The sequence below is a fragment of the Campylobacter sp. CFSAN093226 genome, from assembly GCF_012897595.1.
Classification (GTDB): Bacteria; Campylobacterota; Campylobacteria; order Campylobacterales; family Campylobacteraceae; genus Campylobacter_D; species Campylobacter_D jejuni.
In genome coordinates this window covers 463,965-485,930 of sequence record NZ_CP040608.1, presented here as the reverse complement: position 1 = coordinate 485,930, position 21,966 = coordinate 463,965, and the positions used below count along the sequence as shown (strand labels likewise).

General features: G+C 30.8%; 20 protein-coding genes and 1 pseudogene. 5 read left to right on the top strand and 16 right to left on the bottom strand.

What is annotated here, in order from left to right; all coding sequences use genetic code 11:
• The 10 genes from FBF02_RS02570 to FBF02_RS02525 form a co-directional block, all read right to left on the bottom strand.
• Complete coding sequence (locus FBF02_RS02570; RefSeq protein ID WP_002893739.1) at positions 1 to 435, bottom strand: hypothetical protein; 435 nt, start codon at positions 433 to 435, stop codon at positions 1 to 3.
• Positions 435 to 752, bottom strand: coding sequence for a rhodanese-like domain-containing protein (locus FBF02_RS02565; RefSeq protein ID WP_002893742.1), 318 nt, complete (start codon positions 750 to 752; stop codon positions 435 to 437). Before FBF02_RS02565 ends, FBF02_RS02570 begins: the two co-directional genes overlap by 1 nt.
• The gene (gene htpG / locus FBF02_RS02560) at positions 749 to 2,575 is read right to left on the bottom strand and encodes a molecular chaperone HtpG (RefSeq protein ID WP_002893743.1); all 1,827 of its coding nucleotides are present in this window, start codon (positions 2,573 to 2,575) and stop codon (positions 749 to 751) included. The genes FBF02_RS02565 and htpG overlap by 4 nt, the downstream gene beginning before the upstream one ends.
• 72 nt (positions 2,576 to 2,647) lie before the next feature.
• Positions 2,648 to 3,016 carry a fluoride efflux transporter CrcB gene (crcB, locus tag FBF02_RS02555; RefSeq protein WP_002859058.1) on the bottom strand — a complete coding sequence of 123 codons (369 nt, stop codon included), beginning with the start codon at positions 3,014 to 3,016 and terminating at the stop codon, positions 2,648 to 2,650.
• Complete coding sequence (locus tag FBF02_RS02550; protein ID WP_002893745.1) at positions 3,010 to 3,702, bottom strand: lysophospholipid acyltransferase family protein; 693 nt, start codon at positions 3,700 to 3,702, stop codon at positions 3,010 to 3,012. The genes crcB and FBF02_RS02550 overlap by 7 nt, the downstream gene beginning before the upstream one ends.
• Entirely contained in the window at positions 3,683 to 4,879 is a 1,197-nt protein-coding gene (locus FBF02_RS02545; protein ID WP_021034196.1) for an SH3 domain-containing protein, read from the bottom strand. Before FBF02_RS02545 ends, FBF02_RS02550 begins: the two co-directional genes overlap by 20 nt.
• Positions 4,851 to 5,522: a phosphoribosylformylglycinamidine synthase I gene (gene purQ / locus FBF02_RS02540; RefSeq protein WP_002858528.1), complete on the bottom strand. Its 672-nt coding sequence runs from the start codon at positions 5,520 to 5,522 to the stop codon at positions 4,851 to 4,853. The genes FBF02_RS02545 and purQ overlap by 29 nt, the downstream gene beginning before the upstream one ends.
• 1 nt (position 5,523) lies before the next feature.
• Positions 5,524 to 5,769, bottom strand: coding sequence for a phosphoribosylformylglycinamidine synthase subunit PurS (gene purS / locus FBF02_RS02535; protein WP_002858611.1), 246 nt, complete (start codon positions 5,767 to 5,769; stop codon positions 5,524 to 5,526).
• 8 nt (positions 5,770 to 5,777) lie between these two features.
• Positions 5,778 to 6,488 (bottom strand): phosphoribosylaminoimidazolesuccinocarboxamide synthase, encoded by a 711-nt coding sequence (gene purC, locus FBF02_RS02530; RefSeq protein ID WP_002858572.1) that lies wholly within the window; start codon positions 6,486 to 6,488, stop codon positions 5,778 to 5,780.
• A 1-nt stretch (position 6,489) separates the two neighbouring features.
• Positions 6,490 to 7,824, bottom strand: a complete 1,335-nt coding sequence (locus FBF02_RS02525; protein WP_021034195.1) for a S41 family peptidase — start codon at positions 7,822 to 7,824, stop codon at positions 6,490 to 6,492.
• Positions 7,825 to 7,941: 117 nt separating this feature from the next.
• On the opposite strand from FBF02_RS02525, the gene FBF02_RS02520 reads away from it, so the two are divergent.
• Positions 7,942 to 8,232, top strand: a complete 291-nt coding sequence (locus tag FBF02_RS02520; RefSeq protein WP_002855280.1) for a metal-sensing transcriptional repressor — start codon at positions 7,942 to 7,944, stop codon at positions 8,230 to 8,232.
• A gap of 111 nt (positions 8,233 to 8,343) precedes the next feature.
• Positions 8,344 to 10,917 (top strand): AAA family ATPase, encoded by a 2,574-nt coding sequence (locus FBF02_RS02515; protein ID WP_002858618.1) that lies wholly within the window; start codon positions 8,344 to 8,346, stop codon positions 10,915 to 10,917.
• A gap of 27 nt (positions 10,918 to 10,944) precedes the next feature.
• Here FBF02_RS02515 and FBF02_RS02510 read toward each other — a convergent pair whose 3' ends face one another.
• From FBF02_RS02510 to alaS, 3 genes are read right to left on the bottom strand one after another with little or no spacing between them, the layout of a single operon-like run.
• Positions 10,945 to 12,876: a penicillin-binding protein 1A gene (locus FBF02_RS02510; RefSeq protein ID WP_002858576.1), complete on the bottom strand. Its 1,932-nt coding sequence runs from the start codon at positions 12,874 to 12,876 to the stop codon at positions 10,945 to 10,947.
• Positions 12,873 to 13,424: a septum formation inhibitor Maf gene (gene maf, locus FBF02_RS02505; protein WP_002855005.1), complete on the bottom strand. Its 552-nt coding sequence runs from the start codon at positions 13,422 to 13,424 to the stop codon at positions 12,873 to 12,875. Before maf ends, FBF02_RS02510 begins: the two co-directional genes overlap by 4 nt.
• Positions 13,424 to 15,952 carry an alanine--tRNA ligase gene (alaS, locus tag FBF02_RS02500; protein WP_002858583.1) on the bottom strand — a complete coding sequence of 843 codons (2,529 nt, stop codon included), beginning with the start codon at positions 15,950 to 15,952 and terminating at the stop codon, positions 13,424 to 13,426. The genes maf and alaS overlap by 1 nt, the downstream gene beginning before the upstream one ends.
• 114 nt (positions 15,953 to 16,066) lie before the next feature.
• Between alaS and FBF02_RS02495 the strand changes: the two genes are divergently transcribed.
• The 3 genes from FBF02_RS02495 to hemH are packed head-to-tail and all read left to right on the top strand — an operon-like array spanning position 16,067 to position 18,919.
• Entirely contained in the window at positions 16,067 to 17,140 is a 1,074-nt protein-coding gene (locus tag FBF02_RS02495) for a DegT/DnrJ/EryC1/StrS aminotransferase family protein (RefSeq protein ID WP_002858614.1), read from the top strand.
• 4 nt (positions 17,141 to 17,144) lie between these two features.
• Complete coding sequence (locus FBF02_RS02490) at positions 17,145 to 18,011, top strand: Gfo/Idh/MocA family oxidoreductase (protein WP_002858502.1); 867 nt, start codon at positions 17,145 to 17,147, stop codon at positions 18,009 to 18,011.
• Positions 18,008 to 18,919 (top strand): ferrochelatase, encoded by a 912-nt coding sequence (gene hemH / locus FBF02_RS02485; protein ID WP_002858523.1) that lies wholly within the window; start codon positions 18,008 to 18,010, stop codon positions 18,917 to 18,919. The genes FBF02_RS02490 and hemH overlap by 4 nt, the downstream gene beginning before the upstream one ends.
• 61 nt (positions 18,920 to 18,980) lie before the next feature.
• Here hemH and FBF02_RS02480 read toward each other — a convergent pair.
• The 3 genes and pseudogenes from FBF02_RS02480 to FBF02_RS02470 all read right to left on the bottom strand — a co-directional run bounded on the left by FBF02_RS02480 (position 18,981) and on the right by FBF02_RS02470 (position 21,962).
• Positions 18,981 to 20,203, bottom strand: a pseudogene (locus FBF02_RS02480) (ammonium transporter).
• Between the two features lie 285 nt (positions 20,204 to 20,488).
• Positions 20,489 to 21,487: a tRNA 2-selenouridine(34) synthase MnmH gene (mnmH, locus tag FBF02_RS02475; RefSeq protein ID WP_002858496.1), complete on the bottom strand. Its 999-nt coding sequence runs from the start codon at positions 21,485 to 21,487 to the stop codon at positions 20,489 to 20,491.
• The gene (locus FBF02_RS02470; RefSeq protein ID WP_002858543.1) at positions 21,477 to 21,962 is read right to left on the bottom strand and encodes an HIT domain-containing protein; all 486 of its coding nucleotides are present in this window, start codon (positions 21,960 to 21,962) and stop codon (positions 21,477 to 21,479) included. The genes mnmH and FBF02_RS02470 overlap by 11 nt, the downstream gene beginning before the upstream one ends.
• Between the last annotated feature and the right edge of the window lie 4 nt (positions 21,963 to 21,966).

The window sequence follows — 21,966 nt, the reverse complement described above, 5'->3', positions numbered from 1 at the left end:
CTAACCTTTTAGTTTTTCAAATTCATTCATCAGAAATTCTCTTAAATTTTCGGCTTCTTCTTCACCTTTTTCTAGATACTCAAGCAATAAATTTTCTAATTCCTTTAAAAAAGAAAAAAGTTCATTTTGCCAGATACTATCGTTTTTATTGCTTAAATTCATGGTTTGTATGAAAGTCAACTCTCTGCTTAAATCCCCAAGTTTTTCTAAAAATTCATCTTTTTGATCAGAATTTTTTAATGCTAAATTAGTATTTTGGACATTTTCTTTAAATTCTCTGATTTTTTCATCGATTAAATCGCAAAATTTCGGATAAACATCCATTTTAATAGGCTCTAAAAGGGTTTGCTCGTCTATATTTAAAGTAAGCTTTTTAACAGCAAAATAAAGAGCTAAAAAAGACAAAGCTGCTATGAGTAAATAAATTCCTAGCATTAACAACCCTTAAGGGCTAGCATTCCGCCATCTAAATTGATGCTTTCAAGTCCCAATTTTTCAGCTATAAATTCAGCTGCAACCATGCTTCTATGGCCACTACGACAAATAAAAGCAAGTTTTTTACTTTCATCTCTTTTGCTTTGAAATTCATCTAAAAATTTAGCATTTAAAAGCCTTTGATTATCATATAAAGCCACACATTGCGCATTAGGTAAAATACCCTCTTCCCATTCTAAAGGAGTACGCACATCAAAAATTTGATATGCGTTTAAATCTTGCTTTGTCCAAAGACTTGCAGGGATATTTTCTATCATGAAAAAGCCTTATTGATAATTTTTGTAAGACTTGCATTAAATTCAGCAGGATTATCCACTCCCATACCTTCGCTTAGTTTTGCCATATTTAAAACTAGGGTTGCTATATCTGCACTAAAACTTTCGTTGTTTTTAAGACCTGTAAAAATAGCATGTTTTGGATTGATTTCTAAAATAGGTTTGAAATTTTGTTCTTGACCCATTTGTTTTAAGAGTTGTTGCATAGCAAAATCAGGTTTATTTTTATCATAAACTATACAACTTGGACTATCTTTTAAACGACTGGTTAGTCTTACATCTTCAACTTGATCTTTTAGAAGTTCTTTAAATTTAGCTACAAGTGGAGCAAAAGTATTTTTTTCTTCATCGCTTAGTTCATTTTTATCTTCTACTTGATTAATAGCTACAAATTTCAAACCTTCAAATTCTAGCATAGGAGTTACCAAAGAATCAATCTCATCATCCATGAGTAAAACTTCTATATTTTTTTGTTTATACTCTTCAAGCAAAGGAGAGGTTCTTAATAAACTTTCATTATTTCCTGCTATATAAAAAATTTCCTTTTGTTCGCCTTGAAGGTCATTTTTATACTCTTCTAAAGAGCGTAAATTTTCACCTTTGGTGCTTTTATAAAGCATGAGTTTTAAAAGACTGTCTTTTTCTCCGCCAAAACCATAAAGTCCTTCTTTTAATACCTTGCCAAAGGTTTTAAAGAAAGATAAGTATTTTTCTTTATCATTGTTTTTAAGTTTTTCAAGTTCACCTAAAATCTTTTTAACGCTAGCTTCTTTAACACCTTTTAAAATTTGATTTTCTTGTAAAATTTCACGACTTACATTAAGTGGTAAATCTTCTACATCGATAATCCCCCGCACAAAACGCAAATAAGTTGGTAAAAGTTCTTTATCGTCATCGCTGATAAATACGCGTTTTACATAAAGTTTTAAGCCGCTTTGATAATCCACACGGAATAAATCAAAAGGTGCATTTTGTGGTATGAAAAATAAGGAATTGTATTCTAATTTTCCTTCGCTTTTAGTGTGAAGATAAAGTAAAGGTTTGTTTGAATCATGAAAATTTTGCTCATAAAATCTTTCATAATCTTCTGCTTTAAGGCTTGATTTTTGTATTCTCCATAAAGCATTGGCTTTATTGATTTGAGAAATTTTAAGTTCAGTTTTTCCTTCTTCTTCGCCCTCTTTAGCAGGAGTAAATTCTTCTTTTTCCATGAAAATTGGAAATTGAATATGATTAGAATATTTTTCTATAATGCTTTCGATTTTATAAGTATTAGCAAACTCATCATCTTTTAAATATAAAGTAATGCTTGTTCCTTGTTCTTCTTTGCTTGCGTCATTAATCTCATAACCATTTGCATCGGAACTCCAAAGATAAGCTTTATCATCTAAAGCTTTTTTACTTAAAACTTCAATTTTGCTAGCCACCATAAAAGCAGAATAAAAACCTACTCCAAATTGTCCTATGAGTTGAGAATCTTTTTTAGCATCACCGCTCAAATTTTCTAAAAAGCTTTTAGTGCCGCTTTTTGCTATGGTTCCAAGGTTGTTGATAAGATCATCTTTATCCATACCTATACCATTATCACTAATACTTAAAGTTTTTTTATCTTTATCAATTTTGATTTCAATTTTAGGTTCAAATTTTAAGCTTTTATATTTATCATCACTTACGCTTAAAAAATTAAGCTTATCTAAAGCATCGCTTGCATTTGAAATAAGTTCTCTTAAAAAAATTTCTTTATTAGAATATAAAGAATGTATCATAAGCTGTAAAAGCTGATTGACTTCGGTTTGAAATTGCATTTTAACTTCCTTTGTAATTTTTTAAAGTGGTATTTTAGCAAAAAATACAAATTCTAAAGTAAATTTAAAGATTTATTTGAAAATTATAAAACCAAGCCATGCGGCAAATAAGCAAAGAAAGACATTTAAGATAATATTTAACGCAAAATGAAGATAATTTCCACTTTGCAAAAGAAGTAAATTTTGATAAGAAAAAGTAGAAAAAGTTGTAAAAGCTCCTAAAAAACCTGTACTTATAAAGCTTTTAAGTAAAGGAGATAAACCTTTATTTTGTGCATAAGAAAACAAAAGTCCTATGATAAAAGAACCCAAAACATTAACAAAAAGAGTTCCAAGGCTGATAGAATAAGGAAAAAATTTATTCACTAAATTAATAGAAAACATTCTTAAGATTGCTCCTATAAATCCCCCAAAACCAACAACTAAAAGGGTATTTAGCAAAGCTTAGCTCTTTCTTGATCGAGTAATTCTTGCATTTTTTTTCTGGTGTTTTCAAGCCATTTTTCATCATTTGTATCGACTAAATCCATACAAATGATTTTAAGTACTCCGCTGCTTGCACTAAAACTTTTTGTGTCTAAAATTTTTGCAGAATCCACAATTAAAATAGGTTGAACTTTAAGATTTAATTTTTCACTTAAAATTTTTGCTCCACTTTGAAATTTAAGCATTTTTTCATTTTTAGATCTAGTTCCTTCTGGAAAAATAGCCAAAACCCTATCTTCACTAATTCTTTCTTTTGCTTCTTTTAAAACTCGTACCAAATCACGCGGATTTTTTCTATCTATACAAAGAAGTTTTGGTTTTTTCATAGTAACTTTGAAAATAGGAATTTCTCCTAATTCTTTTTTGGCAATCCAGCATAAATTTTTAGGATATAATTCTTCTAAAGCGATGATATCTAAAGCACTTTGATGATTCATTAAAATCATCTGAGCTTGTGGATTAAAAGCACCAATGATTTCTTGTTTATAAGAGATAGTATATCTTTGAAATTTAGCCCAAATTTTGCGGATTTTCCAAAGTGTGTTTTGAGATTTTGTAAAGCAAAAACAAAAAATCACCAAAGCAACACTTAAAACAAAAAAAATCCAAAAATAAAGAGCTTTAATTTTTTTGTAAATCATCTTTATTAACCCAACCTATTTTTCCATCAGAAAACAATACTTTAATATAATTTTGTCTTTTGCCCAAAACTTCTACTTTTTCATCTGCATTTGCCGTATAAAAATAAGTTGAAGGCTCTGTAGGTAAAATTTTAGCCCTAGAACCAGCCTTGATAATTGCATTTTGAGTATTGGTATCTACAAGAAAACTAAGTGCAAAACAAACAACTGCCAAAGCCAGAATAATGTAATTTTTTCTCCATACAAATAAAGCTCCAAATAAAACCGCTAAAAACCATAAGGTATATTGTTTATAAATATTTAAGTCTTTATTTACAGGATTTAAATCACTCTGAGTACTAATCTCATCGTCACTAATTTTTAATTTTAAATTTATATTTTCAAGCTTTTTACTGTCCTTATTGAAATACGAAAATTCAAAATTTGTTTTACTTAATGGCAAAATAGCATAATAAAAAGCGCTAGAAGCATTAAAATCCCCTTTTAAATTTTCAATACCTTGCTTTTGAATTCCTTCTATAAAAAAGCTTTTAAGATTTGTATTGGTTGCGTTTAGTTCTATCATCATAATGATATTAGCATCATCAAAATAACTCGCTTTAACTTTTTTAATTTCCAAAGAACTTGCCACAAGGTGTGAAAAATCTTTATTGAATAAAGTATTTTCAAATTTGATAGGATTAAGATTGATATCAGCCTCTTGAAAAGCTTCATTATTTCTAAGAAGTTTGATAGAAATTTTACTCAAACTAGCATTTGAATTTTTGGCTTCAAACCATAAAGTTGTTTTATATTCATTGTTGATAAATTCCCATTTTGCATCTGGATTCAAAAAAGATAAGTTAGTTTTTTCTACGCTTATGTTAAAATCAAATTTTATATTTTCCGTAGTGCGAGCATAGATCGTAATAGGAAAAACTTCTCCAACATATACTCTACTTGGATATTCATCATTTGTAAGAACCAAACTCCCTTTGGCTACAAAAGGATCATCTACATTGCTTTCAAAGTCATTGTTTTCATCACTTGGCGGAATATTTTGATAAATTTTTTGTTCTTCTTGGGGTAATTTTTGTAATTCTTTTTGCATATTTTCATCTTGGCCGCTAAATACAGAAATTTCACCCCTGCCAAACAATACAACAATGCTAAAAATTAAAGTTAATAAAATTTTCAAGTAAAAAGCCTTTAAGCATTTTTAAACCTACATCATTACCTAGAACTTTTTCACAAGCACGCTCAGGATGGGGCATGAGTCCAAAGATTTTTTTGTTTTCATCACAAATTCCTGCGATATCAAATACAGAACCATTTGGATTTGGCTCGTATTTTAGAATAATAAGATCTTTATCTTGCAATTCTTTTAAAGTAGTCTCATCAGCGTAATAATTTCCCTCTCCATGGGCAATTGGTAAATTAATAATTTCATCTTTTTTGAAATTTTTCAAAAAGGCATTATCATTAGAAACCACTCTTAAACTTTGGTTTTTTGAGATAAAGCTAAGATTGTTGTTATGCTTCATTGCACCTTTTAAAAGACCGCTTTCAAGTAAAATTTGAAAACCATTACAAATACCTAAGATATATCCTCCTTTTTTTGCATGATTAAAAACACCTTGCATAGCAGGAGCAAGTTTTGCAATAGCTGCGCATCTTAGATAATCTCCATAAGAAAATCCTCCTGGTAAAACAACTAAATCTGCATCAAATTCTTTTTCTTCATGCCAAACAATCTGCGTCTTTACTCCAAGTTTTTCAAAGGCATAAGTTGTATCAAATTCACAATTTGTCCCTGGAAATCTAATAATAGCAACTTTCATTTTATTCTTTCTCAATTATAAGCTCATAATCTTCAATGACGCTATTTACCAACAACTCTTCACACATTTTTTTTACTTGTTCTTTGGCTAATTTTTCATCTTTCTCATCAAGAGAAATTTTGATTTGTTTTGCTATTTTTACTTCTTTAACACTATTAAAATTTAAAGAATGCAAAGCTTTTTCCACCGCTTTGCCTTGTGGATCTAAAACCCCATTTTTTAAAGAAATATTTACAATAACTTCCATATTTTTCCTTAATTTAATATTCTTTTTAAAACTTCTTCATAAGCCATTTTTACATTACCTAGATCTTGACGAAATCTATCTTTATCTAATTTTTCATTACTAAATTTATCCCAGAATCTACAACTATCAGGGCTTATTTCATCAGCTAAAACAAGCTCATTATCTTTAGTTAAACCCAGTTCGATTTTAAAGTCAATCAACCTTAAATTCTTATTGTCAAAAAATGGAGTTAAAATAGAGTTGATTTTCCTAGCCATATTTTTAATTTCACTAATTTGAGCTTCATTTTGCACTAAATTTAAAATCAAACAATGCTCATCATTGATAAAAGGATCGCCTAAGGCATCATCTTTAAGACAAAATTCCACCAAAGCAAAAGGTAGCACAGTGCCATCTTTAATGCCCAGTCTTTTTGTAAGAGAACCTGTTGCAACATTGCGTACTATAACTTCAATAGGAACAATTTTACATTTTTTAACCACTTGTTCTGTATCGCTTATAATTTCTACCAAATGGGTTTTAATCCCATTTTTTTCAAGCAAATGAAAAATTTCAGTACTGATTTTACAGTTTAATGCACCTTTTCCACTTTCATTGCCTCTTTTTTCTGCATTAAAAGCAGTTAAATCATCTTTAAACTCACTAATTAGTAAATTTTCATCATCAGTTTTGAAAAGTTTTTTACCTTTTCCTTCATAAAGCATTTCTTTTTTTGTCATTTTATTGTCCTTGTTTGATATTTAAAATTTTAATAGTATCAATAGCTGATTTTAACTGTGCGTCATCATTGATTTGTTTTTGACTGATTAGATTTTTATTGTCTTTATTTTCTTGTTTATCTTCTTTTTTATTTTTATCTATTTTTTCAAGCTCACTTTCTAAATGTTGTTTTAAGTCGCTTTCTTTTATAGAAAAACCATCTTCTTGAGTATTTACTTTACCTGGAAAAACTTCAATATCAGGTTTTACACCCACTGCTTGAATAGTACGCCCGCTTGGAAGATAATATCTTGCAATAGTAAGCCTTAAAGCTTCAGTTTTATTAATAGGTATGATTTGCTGAACACTACCTTTTCCAAAAGTATTTTCACCCACAATAACACCGCGTTTAAGATCTTGTAAAGCTCCGCTTACGATTTCACTTGCACTAGCACTTCCACCATTTACAAGCACAACCAAAGAAGCATTAGAAATTTTGTTTTTAGGATCGGCTTTATATTCTTGATTTTCACTTGCGATGCGTCCTTTTTGAGAAACAATAACACCTTTATCTACAAATAAATTTACAAGTCCTATGGCTTGATTTAAAAGTCCACCAGGATTATTTCTAAGATCTAAAATAACTCCTTTAACATTAGGATATTTTTTAAGTTCTTTACTTGCCACATCTACAACATTTTTATCAAAATTTGCAACCCTAAGATAAAGAATGTTTTCATTTTCTATCATTTTTGCATAAACACTTTCTATCTTAATAATTTCTCTTATAAGTGTAACATCAAAAGGTTTTGTTGCACCTTTTCTAAAAATAGTTAAAGTGATTTGAGTTTTTGGCTTACCACGCATTTTATCTACAGCATCATTGAGATTAATTCCTAAAGTGGCCTCATCATTAATTTTTAAAATAATATCTCCTGATTTTATCCCTGCTTTATCTGCTGGTGTTCCTTCTATAGGAGAAACAACTGTTAAAGCACCATCTTTCATACCTACGGTTATACCAAGGCCACCAAATTCGCCATTGGTTTGAATTTTCATATCATTAAAATCTTTTTCATTTAAAAAAGAAGAATGCGCATCAAGATTGCTTAAAAGTCCTGATAAAGATTTATCCACCAAATCGCTGATATTTTGATCATCCACATAGTATTGCTCTACTATGGCAAGAGTTTTTGTAAGCTTATCTAAAGCTTCTAGGCGTTTTTGAACCTGCTCTTCTTTTTGATCAACTTTAGCTTGTAAATGACTTGTTAAAAATAGACATAAAATGAAAGTAGTGGCAAAGCCTGCAAGACCCGCAAAAAATCGTTTTGTTTTCAAAATAAGCTCCATCATTGAGTTTTAGTTTAAAGAGTAAATTTTAATAAAAATTGCTTAAAAATTCGTAAATAAATTTAAATTCTTAAAAATATGTTAAAATAGACTAAAAATTTCAAAAAGAAAGTTAATACAATGTGCCAAGAAAAACATACTCATACACATTCTCAAAAACATCTTAAAGCAGTTTGCAATCGTCTAAGTAGAACCATAGGACATTTAAGCGCTATTAAAAGAATGGTTGAAAATGACAAAGACTGTAGTGAAATTTTAATCCAGCTTGCTGCCGTAAAAGCCGAAGTTAACAATACTGCAAAAGTAGTTTTAAAAGAACATTTAGCTCATTGTATGGTACACGCCGTAGAAGAAAATGATATTCAAAGTATAGAAGAATTAAACAAGGCTATAGATATGTTTATGAAATAATCTAAAATTAGTCATTTGTCCTATTATTTAAAAAATTTTACTCAATTAACTTGACATTATATGACTAAAGTTATATAATAGCAAGTCTATAAACTAAATAAAGGATAAAACATGGCAAATATACAAGATTTTTTAACTGATAATATGCTTTCAAACCTTGAAAGTGCAGCATCTTTAGCTATACATTCTAAAAATAATGAAGTTGTACCTTTACATCTTTTATGGGCTTTAAGCGTAGATAGTACAAGTATTTTAAATCAAATTTTAAATAAATTAAATATTTCTAAAGAAGCCTTAGAGCTTGAAATTAAAAGCAGAATTTCAAAACTTGCAACGAGTTCAAATGTAAACCGTGAAAATATACGCTTTTCCAATGAACTTATAAATTCATTAGAAAATGCTAAAGGATTAATGAGTGCTAATGGAGATAGTTATTTAAGTGTGGATACTTGGCTTATAAGTGAAAGTCAAAAAAGTCCTATTAAAGAAATTTTGGCGCAATTTTTAGATTTAAGAGAATTTCAAAAAGAGCTTGAAAGTCTAAGAGCGGGACGAAAAATGGATAGCAAAACAAGCGATGAAACTTTAGATAGCTTAAATAAATTTGGTATAGATTTAACCTTAAAAGCAAGCGAGGGTAAACTTGATCCTGTTATAGGCAGAGAAGAAGAAATCGAACGTTTGATGCAAATTTTAATACGTAAAACCAAAAATAACCCTATACTTTTAGGTGAACCAGGCGTAGGAAAAACAGCTATAGTAGAAGCTTTAGCACAAAGAATTATTAAAAAAGATGTTCCAAAATCTTTGCAAAATAAAAAAGTCATCGCTCTTGATATGAGTGCTTTAATTGCAGGTGCAAAATACAGAGGAGAATTTGAAGATAGATTAAAAGCTGTGGTTAATGAAGTGATAAAAAGTGAAAATATCATTCTTTTTATCGATGAAATTCACACTATAGTAGGAGCTGGAGCGAGTGAAGGCAGCATGGATGCGGCAAATATTTTAAAACCTGCTCTTGCAAGAGGTGAACTCCATACCATAGGCGCAACTACTTTAAAAGAATATCGTAAATATTTTGAAAAAGATGCAGCCTTGCAACGCCGTTTTCAACCTGTAAATGTAGGTGAGCCAAGTGTTAATGAGGCTTTGGCTATGTTAAGGGGTATAAAAGAAAAGCTTGAAATTCATCATAATGTAACCATAAATGATAGTGCTTTAGTAGCCGCAGCTAAACTTTCAAAGCGTTATATAGCAGATCGTTTTTTACCTGATAAGGCCATTGATTTAATCGATGAAGCTGCAGCTGAACTGAAAATGCAAATTGAAAGCGAACCAAGTTCTTTAAGAAAAGTACGCAAAGATATAGAAACTTTAGAAGTTGAAAATGAAGCTTTAAAAATGGAAAATGATGAAAAAAATCAAAAAAGACTCGATGAAATCGCAAAAGAACTAGCTAATTTAAAAGAAAAACAAAATGCCCTAAATTCACAGTTTGAAAATGAAAAAAGTGTTTTTGATGGCATAAGTGCTAAGAAAAAAGAAATTGATCTGCTTAAAAATGAAGCTTCTTTGGCTAAAGCTAGAGGTGAATTTCAAAAAGCAGCCGAGCTAGAGTATGGAAAAATTCCAAGTCTTGAAAAAGAAGTAGAAATTTTAGAAGATAAATGGAAAAAAATGAGTGAAAATGGAGTTTTACTTAAAAATCAAGTAGATGAGGATTTGGTTGCTGGAATTTTAAGCAAATGGACGGGTATTAGCGTGCAAAAAATGTTAACTTCTGAAAAACAAAAATTCTTAGAAGTGGAAAAACATTTAAAAGAAAGTGTCATAGGACAAGATAAGGCCTTAAGTGCTTTAGCTAGAGCCATTAAACGTAACAAAGCAGGGCTTAATGCGGACAATAAACCTATAGGAAGCTTTTTATTTTTAGGGCCAACAGGGGTAGGAAAAACACAATCGGCTAAAGCTTTGGCAAAATTTTTATTTGATGATGAAAAAGCAATGATTCGCTTTGATATGAGTGAATTTATGGAAAAACATAGTGTTTCAAGACTCTTAGGTGCGCCTCCAGGATATATAGGACATGAAGAAGGTGGAGAGCTTACTGAAGCCGTACGAAGAAAACCTTATAGCGTGCTTTTGTTTGATGAAGTTGAAAAAGCACATAAAGATGTATTTAATGTGCTTTTAGGGATTTTAGATGATGGTAGAGCAACCGATAGCAAAGGTGTAACAGTGGATTTTAAAAATACCATTATCATTCTAACTTCTAATATCGCCTCAAACGCTATTATGAATTTAAGCGGAAAAGAACAAGAAGATGCGGTAAAAAATGAGTTAAAAAATTTCTTTAAACCTGAGTTTTTAAACCGTTTAGATGATATTATCACCTTTAATCCACTTGGAAAAGATGAAGCTTATGAAATAGTCAAGCTTTTATTTAAAGATTTACAAATGAGCTTAGAAAACAAGGGAATAAAAGCAAGTTTAAGCGAAAATGCAGCCCTTTTAATCGCTAAAGATGGTTTTGACCCTGATTTTGGTGCTAGACCTTTAAGAAGAGCTATTTATGATCTTATAGAAGATAAATTAAGCGATATGATACTTGCTGATGAACTTCATGAAAATGATAGCATTATCATTGATGCAAAAGATGATGAAATAATCATCAAAAAAGCTTAATCATTTTGAAAGTAGATCTTTCTACTTTCAAAATATAATCTCGCTTTCATTAAATTTCATATTTGCTTTTGGTAATGGTGATTTGGTGGTATAATAAGCACTTTCTCCTTTATAATTTCCACGATAAACTCCATTAGGAATGCTAAATTTTCTAGTTGTATCAGGGAATTTTTCTATATATTGAGTTAAAAATTCTCTAAACACAGGAGCAGCTGTTCTAGCCCCACCTTCTGTATAACGCATAGGCTTGTTGTTATCATTTCCATACCAAATGATTGCTTCTATTTCAGGCGTAAGTCCACAAAACCAAGCATCAACACTTTTATTCGTTGTTCCTGTTTTTCCTGCTATTTCTATATCTTTTACTCTTGCATTACGCCCTGTGCCTTTTTCAACAACATTTCTCATCATATCTAAAACCAGAAAACTTTGCGCTTCATCGCTGACTTTACGCTCATTTGAGTTAAATTCCATGATGGTTTTACCAGTTTTATCCTGAACTTGTCTGATAATTTGAGGATCTTTAATCGTACCATAGTTCCCAAACATGGTATAAAATTTCGAATACTCCAAAGGAGAAATACCAAAACTTCCCAATACGATTGATAAATTAGGCGGTATATCTTTAAATCCAAATTCCATTAGTTTAGAGTAAAGAACATCAAGCCCCATATCAAGTGCGAGATTAATGGTAGCTAAATTTCTTGATCTTGTTAAAGCTTCTTTTAAGGTAATTAAACCTAAAAATTTACCCCCTTCATTTTTAGGTTTCCAATCCTCATTATTACCCGCTCCACCTTCAAAAATTCTAGAAATATCAGCAATTTCACTCATAGGCGAATATCCTAAATTAATCGCCACTTGATACACAAAAGGTTTAAAAGAGCTTCCAGGTTGACGCATACTTTGAGTAGCGCGGTTATAATTACTTTTTTCATAATCAACTCCACCTACCAAAGCTAAAACATCACCACTTTGATGATTTACCACGACCATAGCTCCGTTTAAAGTGCTTAAATTTGCATCTTTATCGCGTTTTACTATCTCATCATAACCAAATTTTAAAGCATTCTGTGCCATATTTTGAACATCTAAGTCTATATTTAAAATGATTTTATATCCACCTGTTTTTAAGTCTTTGATATTAGGGCTTAATTGTTTAATCACTTCATCTACGACATAAGGAGCAGCATTTTGAGTAAGCGTATCATCATAAACTTGCGGAATTTCTTTAATGGCTGTATCATAATCTGCTTTTGAAATCCAACCTAGATTATACATTCTTGAAATAACATTATTTGCTCTTGAGATGGAAAGATCTAAATGCTTTGTAGGATCATAACTGCTAGGTGCTTTTGGCATACCTACTAGCATAGCAATCTCTTTAAGGCTTAGTTCATTTAAATTTTTATGAAAATACCCCAAAGCTGCGGTTTTTACTCCATAATACCCATGTCCAAAAAAGATAAAATTTAAATACCTTTCTAAAATTTGTTCCTTAGTTAAAATGGTTTCCATTTTATAAGCAAGCAAAGCTTCTCGAATTTTACGCGCAATAGTTCTTTCTGGGGTTAATTCCGTGTTTTTAATAAATTGCTGAGTAAGAGTGGAAGCTCCTTCCATGGTTTTTCCACCACTTTTTATAATTTTTACGGCAGCTCTAAAAATGGCGTCGATATTAACTCCATTATGTTCAAAAAAGCTTGTATCTTCTATAGCAACCAAAGCTTCTATAAGGCGTGGAGGAAGCTCTTCATAAGGAGCGTAAAAACGATGTTGTTCAAAAATATTAGCCACAAGCTTGCCATTTCTATCGTAAATTTGTGTTGTAAGAGGAGGTTTGTATTCTTTAAAAGTATAACCCTCAGTATCAGCACTTGTGAAAAGATAAGCCACATAAATAAATCCAGTTATAAACAAAAGAGTAAAAAATGAAAAAATATATTTTAATATTTTCATAAATAAGCCTTTAAAGTTTGGATATCAAGCCCTAAAGCAGTGCTTAGATTTCCTACTTGTTGGGTGATGAAATTTTGATGAAAACCCTCACACATAATACAACCCGCCTTGCCTTTATAAAGATCATTTTCTACATAATCTCTTAAAGCATTTTCATCAAAATTTTTAAAATAAAGTGTAGTTTTTGAAAGAGAAAAAACTCTTTTTTCAGGTTTTACAAGCAAAAAAGCCGATAAAATACTTGCATACTTTCCATTTTGCAAGGCAAGCATTTCATAAGCTTCTTTTTTATCCTTTGCTTTGGTAAGAATTTTTTCATCTATACAAACTATACTATCTGCAAAAAGCAAATTTTGGTTTTGAAAATCTTTGCCTAAAGTACTTAAAAATTGTCTTTCTTTTTCAAGAACTATTTTTTGAACATATAAAAAAGGTGAAATATTTTTATTTAAATTTTCATCATAATCAAAACTAACTTGCCTAAAATCAATCTTTGCGGTTTTAAGCAAGTTAGCTCTTGAAATGGAACTTGAAGCAAGAATTAACATTAAAGTGCTTTTTCTATCGTTTCTAAGCTTTGTTTTAAAGCTTCATTGATTTTGCTTAAATCTTTTCCACCTGCAGTAGCAAAATCATCTCTTCCGCCACCATTTCCACCTAAAATTTGCGCCGCTTCTTTAACCAAAGCTCCTGCTTTTAAAGGCACATCTTTAACGCCAGCTGCTAAAGTGATTTTTTCATCTTTTACTTGGATAAGTAAAATCACCGCTTTAGCAAATTTGTTTTTAAAATCATCAATCATAGCTTTAATATCGCCATTATCTATACGTTTTACGCAAATTTCAACACCTTGGATATTTTTAGAATCAAGCTCGGTTTTACTTGAATTTTTAAGCTCATTTTTTAAACTTAAAATTTCATTTTTAAGCTTTTTAATCCCGCTTAAAATATCATTATTTTTAAGTTCATCTTTTACTTTAGAAAGTTCTTCGAGTTGATTTTTTACAAATTCTAAAGCCGCTTTAGAAACCACAGCTTCAATACGTCTAACTCCAGCACTCACACCACTTTCTTTAACTATGTAAAAACTTCCTATTTGAGCAGTATTTTTAACATGAGTTCCCCCGCAAAGTTCTTTGCTTTCACCTAGAGTTAAAACACGCACATTGCCTTGGTATTTTTCATTAAACAATGCTATAGCACCGCTTTTTTTAGCTTCTTCTAAAGGCATATTTTCTAAGATAGCTTCGCTTGAGTTTATAATCATTTTATTGACTCTTTTTTCAATGCTTTCTAGCTCTTCTTTGTTTAAAGCTTTATGATGAGTAAAATCAAATCTTAGTTTATTGCTTTCAACCAAAGATCCTGCTTGGCTTACATGAGAACCTAAAATTTCTCTTAAAGCATGATGTAAAAGATGAGTGGCTGAGTGGTGGCGTGCGATTTGCTCTCTTTTTTCTGTATCGATTCTTGCATGAACTATATCGTTAACTTTTAGTTCTTCGCCTGCTTTTATAAAGCTAAGATTGAGATTAAAAAACTTTTGCGTATCTAAAACTTCACGCTTAGCTATAAATCCACTATCAGCACTTTGCCCCCCACTTGTTGCATAAAAAGGTGTGTTTTCAAGCATCACCCAACCCGCATCTTTAAGGGTGGAAACTTCTTTAAAATCTTCATCTAAAAGGGCTAAAATTTTACTTTCGCATTCTGCTTTTTCATAACCTACGAAATGATTTTCTCCAAATTTTTCAAGTAAGTTTTTAAAATCTCCGCTTGCAGTTTTATCTCCACTTCCTTTCCAAGAAGCCTTAGCGCGTGCTTTTTGCTCATTCATGAAAAGTTCAAATTTTTCTTCATCAACTTTAAGATTTTTTTCTCTTAGCATATCAGCCGTTAAATCAAGCGGAAAACCATAAGTATCATAAAGCTTAAAGGCTACTTCTCCGCTAAAAATTTCTTTAGTGTTTTTAAGCTCTTCATTAAAAATTTCAATCCCATTTTCTATAGTGCTTAAAAATCTTTCTTCTTCAAGGCGAATTTGTTCTTTTATAAAGTCTTTTTTCTCATTAAGATAGGTATAATGTCCGCCCATTAAATCGCACACAACATCAACTAGTTTATACATAAAAGCTTGTTTAAAACCTAGCAAATATCCATGCCTTAAAGCACGACGCAAAATACGACGCAAAACATAACCCCTACCTTCTTTATCAAAACTTACCCCTTGTGCAAGTAAAAATACACTTGATCTTATATGATCAGCTATGACTCTAAAACTTGCTCCACTTTCATAAACATAAGTTTTGTTACAAAGTTTTGAAATTTCATTGATGATTGGCATAAAAAGCGAGCTATCAAAATTGCTAAATTTACCTTCTTTAATTGCTGTTACTCTTTCAAGCCCCATTCCTGTATCAATACTTGGCTTTGGCAGTGGGCTAAGCACTCCATCAGCACTTCTTTCATATTGCATAAAAACAAGATTCCAGATTTCTAAAAATCTATCTCCATCTCCGCCCATATAATCTTCGCTTGAGTTAAAATGCTCTTGTCCTTGGTCATAAAAAATCTCACTGCAAGGACCACAAGGACCAGTATCGCCCATTTGCCAGAAGTTATCTTTATCACCAAATTTGTAAATTCTTTCTTTTTGAATGTGTTTTTGCCATAGATTAAAAGCTTCATCATCGTTTTCATGCACAGTTACATAAAGTCTATCTTTAGGTAGTTTTAAAACTTCAGTTACAAATTCCCAAGCATAAGCTATGGCTTGTTCTTTAAAATAATCTCCAAAACTAAAATTCCCAAGCATTTCAAAAAAAGTATGATGGCGTGCGGTATATCCTACATTATCTAAGTCATTGTGCTTTCCACCCGCTCTTATACAAGTTTGACAGCTTGTTTTGCGTGGAGGGTTTGGGCGTGGAATTTCTCCTGTAAATATACTTTTAAAAGGCACCATACCCGCATTGGTAAAAAGTAAAGTTGCATCATCAGGAACTAAAGGACTTGACGGGGTTATCTCATGTCCTTTTGATGCAAAAAAATCCAAATAAGCTTTTCTGATATCCATGAATTTTCCTAAAGAAATTTTTATAAAAACATATCATACCAAAATTACTTTAAATTAAGTAAAACTAAAATACAATAAACATTTTTATTTAATTTTATTTCTCTAAGGTTTTTTATGAATTTTATCAATCTTCAAGCCCAATATCTCGCATACAAAGATGAAATCAATGCTGAAATTGAAAGCGTTTTATCAAGCTCTTCTTTCATAGGCGGTGCAAAGCTTAACGAATTTGAGCAAAATTTAGCTCATTTCTTAGGTGTTAAACACGCTATAGGTTGCTCAAGTGGAACTAGTGCTTTATACCTTGCCTTAAGAGTCTTAGATATTGGTAAAGATGATGAAGTTATAGTGCCTAGTTTTACTTTCATAGCAACAGCTGAAGTTGTGGCCTTGGTAGGTGCAAAACCTGTTTTTGCAGATATAAATTTATCAAATTACAATCTTGATTTTAAAGCAGTGCAAAAAGCAATAACTTCAAAAACTAAAGCTGTTATAGCAGTGAGTATGTTTGGACAAATGAGTGATTTAAGGGCTTTAGAAGAAATTTTAAAAGATAAAAATATCACTTTGATCGAAGATGGTGCACAAAGTTTTGGCGCAAGTTTCAAAGGAGAAAAATCCTGCTCTATAGCTAAAATTTCATGCACAAGCTTTTTTCCTTCGAAGCCTTTGGGAGCTTATGGCGATGGCGGGGCTATTTTTTGCCATGATGATGAAATTGCTAAAAAAATAAGAATTTTACTCAATCACGGACAAACTCAGCGTTATAAACATGAATTTATAGGTATAAATGGACGCCTTGACACCTTACAAGCAGCGATTTTAAATGTTAAGTTAAAATACCTAGAAAAAGAATTAGACAAAAGACAAAAATTAGCACAAATTTATAATGCAAATTTAAAAAACTGTCAAATTCCACAAATTAATCCAAATGCTTTTAGCGCTTATGCACAATACAGTGTTTTAGTTGAAGATAGAGCTAGTGTATTGCGAAAATTTGAAAAAGCTAATATACCTTATGCTATACACTATCCAACCCCTTTGCATAAACAACCTTGCTTTAGTGAGTTTTCAAATTTAGAACTTAAAAATTCAGAATACGCAAGCGAACACATCTTATCTTTGCCTTTTTCACCTTTTTTAAGTGAAGAAGAGCAAGAGCAAGTTATTTGTATTTTTAAAGATTAATTCCATGAAAATAGGTATCATAGGTCTTGGAAAAATGGGGCAAAACCACTTAAATGAACTTAGTAAAAATTCTCATTTTAAACTTAATGCACTTTTTGACCTTTGCAAAAATCCAAACCTAAATATTTTTGATGATATTTTTTATGATGATTTGGATAAATTTTTAAATCAAAATAATGATATTATCATCATAGCAACACCTACAAATTCACATTTAACAATAGCAAAAAAAGTTTTTAAACAATGCAAATGCGTTTTAATCGAAAAGCCTTTAGCTCTAAATTTAAAAGAAATAGACGAAATTTCAAATTTAGCTAAAGAATACAGCATAAAAGTAGGTGTAGGTTTTTGTGAAAGATTTAATCCTGCGGTTTTAGCCCTAAAAAAAGAGCTTGAAAATGAAGAAATTATCAGCATTAACATACAAAGATTTTCACCCTACCCACAAAGAATCAGCGATGTAGGGATTTTGCAAGATTTGGCTGTGCATGATCTTGATTTGCTTTGTTTTTTAAGCAAACAAGAAATAACAAAAACCAATTTGCTTAAAAAATACACCCAAGATCAAACAAGAGAAAGTGAAAGCATTATTCTATGTGGGCTTGAAAAATGTATTGCTAGCATACATCAAAGTTGGAATAGCACACAAAAACTAAGAAAAATTCATCTTATTACTAAAAATCATTTTTATGAAGCCAATTTAAATGACTTTTCTTTATTAAAAGATGGAAATTTTATAGAACTTACTCAACAAAGTCCACTTTTTTCAGAACACGAAGCTTTGTTAAAACTTATCGATAATCAACCCAATCATTTAGCCAGCACGAGCGATGCTTACAAAGTTCAAGAAATTTTAGAAAGGTTTGCGTGAAATTAGTTTTATTTTTAAATATGGGCGGAGCTACGAATTTACAAGATTGTGAAGTTTTTTTAAAAAATATGTTTAATGATCCTTATATTTTAGGAATCAAAAATCGATTTTTAAGAAAATTTGTAGCATGGATCATAACAAAGGCTCGCGTTAAAGCCATGCAAGAAAACTATAAAAAAATGGGCGGAAAATCCCCTTTAAACGAACTTACTCAAAGCCTGTGTGACAAGCTTAATTTAAAACAAGATGAATTTAAATTTGATTTTGTAAATCTTTATGTTCCTCCTTTTGCCACAGAAATTTTGCAAAAATACACTTTAAATGCAAGTGATGAAATCATTCTTTTTCCACTTTATCCGCACCATTCTTGCACCACAGTAACTTCATCTTTAGAAGTTCTGCAAAATGAAATTTCAAAGCAAAAAATTCAAGCAAAAGTAAAAACTATAGATATTTTTTACAAAAATGAGCTTTATAACGAGATGATAGTTTCGCACATTTTGGCTAAAAAAAGTAAATTTGATGCCAAAATTTTGATTTTTTCAGCGCATTCTTTACCACAAAGCATTATTGACAAAGGTGATTTATATGAAAAGCATGTAAATGATCATGTAGAAATTTTAAAAGAAAAGCTAAAAGATCATTTTGATGAATTTATTTTAGCTTATCAGTCTAAACTAGGCCCTGTAAAATGGCTTGAACCAAATACAAGCGATGTTTTGGCAAATTTAAACGATAAAGCTCTGATTTACCCTATTTCTTTTTGCATTGATTGTTCTGAAACGATTTTTGAACTAGGTATGGAGTATAAACATTTATCAAAATACAATTATGATTTGATAAGTTGCCCTAATGATAGTGATGAATTTATGGAATTTATTTTAAAGTATTTATCTGATCTTAACTAAGAATGAATTTGAGAACCTTGTCTATCATTTTTTTAAACTTTTTTGGTAAAAATTTAGCCGACTAAACCAAAGTATAAGCTTTTTCTCCGTGCAAACTCACATCTAAGCCTTTTTGTTCTACTTCTTTTTTCACTCTTAAGTCTGTAAAACAAGAAATGATCTTAAAAAATAATAAAGCTTATGAGAGCTAAAAAAATCATACAAATCATAATAGTAAGAATTTGCTCTTTTAAAAGCTCTAAACTTCCACTGATAAAAAATCCCTCCGCCAAGTGCATTTTTGGTAATCACATTAGGATTTGCTTTAACACTTGCAAAAAGCCCTGTAGCGATTCCTTCACAAACACCTCCGATTCCGTGCAAAGAAAAAACATCTAAAGAATCATCCTATTTGAGTTTGTATTTAATAAAACTCAAACTAAAATAACAAAATGCAGAAGACAAAGCCACTATAACAAGAAAAGCATAATTATCTACATAACCGCAAGCTGGAGTAATCCCTACAAGCCCACTAAGCCCACCTAAAATAGTCGGTTTTTATAGATGAGCCCTCAAGCACTACCCAAGATAAAAAGCCACAAGCTGCTGATATAATACTTACTATAAAAGCATTGATAGCAATATCATTCATTTCGCCAGCACTTCCAGCATTAAAACCCAGCCATCCTATAAAAAGCAAAATCACACCTAAGAAAGCATAAGAAATAGAATGCGCGTTTTTATCCTCATCATCACTTTTTCTAGCACCCACTATCAAAGCTCCTACAAGTCCAGCAACCCCAGAGCTAATATACACAACACCACCCCCAGCAAAATCAAGGCTTCCTCTTTTAAGTAAAAACCCTTCGCTACTCCAAATCATATGCGCTAACACATCATAAACTAAAGTACTCCAAAAAAGTAAAAATATCACCAAAACACCCAGTTTAATTCTTCCAACCAAAGAGCCTGTTATGATGGCAGATGCAATAAGTGCAAACATCATTTGAAAAATCATAAAAAGAATATTTGAAACACCTGAAGCATTATATCCGCTAATACCCTCTAAGAGAAAATTCTCGAAATTTCCTACAAGCCCAAGTCCTTCATCTTTGCCAAAAGAAAAGCTAAATCCAAGCACTACCCATTGTAAAGTAATGACACCAAAAGCAATAAAGCAATTCATTATGGTATTGAGAGTATTTTTACTTCTTACCATACCCGAATAAACATTGCCAAAGTTGGAGTTATAAGCAAAACTAGTAAAGTACACAACACAATAAAACTTGAATTTATCGTATTCATTTACTTACCCTTTCTTACAAAATATACTTGCGAGATAATTATATTTAAAATGATTTAAAAAAATATAAATTTAAGAAATATTTTATATATTTTTTTTATCAAAATTTATTTTTTTATCTTAAATTACTATAAATAGGTATTTTAAAAAATATTTTACTTCTCTATAATTCAAATTTACTAGCATTAAAATAAAAATTTGAGCCAAGTTAAAAAACAACAAAGATAAAAAGGATTATTACAAGATGATGAAGAAAAAATTTGATTATTTAATAAAATTATCTGATATTAAAAAAGTAATTGTACTTTAAAATGATCTAAAAGCTCTTCTTTAGCTTTTAAAATATCATCAGTATTTAACTCAAGATCAATCTTATCTGGTTTTTTATAAGTTTTATCATAATACTCCAAAAGCATAACAATAAGCTTTTGCCATTCTTTTCTCTCATAACTTTGAAGCAAATCTTGGCGTAAATTTAAGCTGATATAAGGACTGATTTTTTGCACACATTGTTGAAATTTCAAAGGAGTCATTTTTTCTTGATAAATTTTTTGTATTCTTCTAACGCGATTTTCCAAAGAACAAAAACAATAAATTTTAAAAGCCTTTTGCATTTTTTCATAAAATTTCAAAGGTAAGATAATATCCCCTATTTTGCGACTTTCGCTTTCTATGAAAGCAAAATTTTCTAAATTTTGAATATTGTGAAAAAGTTCTGCTTCAAAAGCTTTTTGCGTAGGTTGTTTTCCTAAAATATCACCAAAAGACGAGCCTAAATGATTTGCCATTTTTTCTAAATTTATAGCTTGTGGGAGTTGTTCTAAAAGCTCTGTTTTTCCACAACCTGTATTACCACAAAGAGCAAAAAAATCAAAATTTATTTCATTTTCGAAATAATGCGTTACAAAAGTTCTATAAGCTTTAAACCCACCTTTTAAACGCACCACCCTAAAGCCAAGCTCACTTAAAATCACTGCGATAGACTTTGAACGCAAACCCCCACGAGAACAATAAATCCCCACCTTTTCTCCTATGCGAAAATTTTGAGTGATTTCTAATATATGCTTAGTGGTATTTTGACAAATATAACTCGCACCCATAGCCTTAGCTAAAGCTTGATTTTTCTTATAAATTGTTCCTATTTCTTGATATTCTTCATCATTGAGTGCATAAAAATTTAAAGCTCCTATCAAGTGAGAATGCAAAAATTCTCTAGGGCTTCTTGCATCGATTAAAAGAGAGAAATTTTCTTTTTGAAACTCTACAAATTCAACTTCACTGAGCATTTTTAAAAGCCAAAACAAGTTTTTGATAAACTTGCTCTATATTAGTGCCACAAACCCTAGTTTCTCCTATGGTTGTGATAAAATTTGTATCTCCTGACCAGCGTGGTACTAGATGATAATGACAATGAAAAGCTATGCCAGCTCCTGCATCCTTGCTTAAATTCATACCGATATTCACTCCATTTGCATGAATTTGCTCTTTTAAAATTTTTACCCCCAAACGCACAAAATAACTCATTTCTTGCCAAATTTCATCACTTAAATTTTCTATATGCTCTTCATGTATATAAGGAATCACCATAAAATGCCCTGCAGAATAAGGATAGCGGTTCATCACTCCAAAACAATGCTTTGCTCTAAAAATCACGCCTAATTCTTCATCGCTTTTGATCTTATTAGCACAATCACAAAATGGACAAATGCTTTTTACTTTTTCAAAATACTCACTCCGCCATGGTGCATACAAATACTGCATTTTC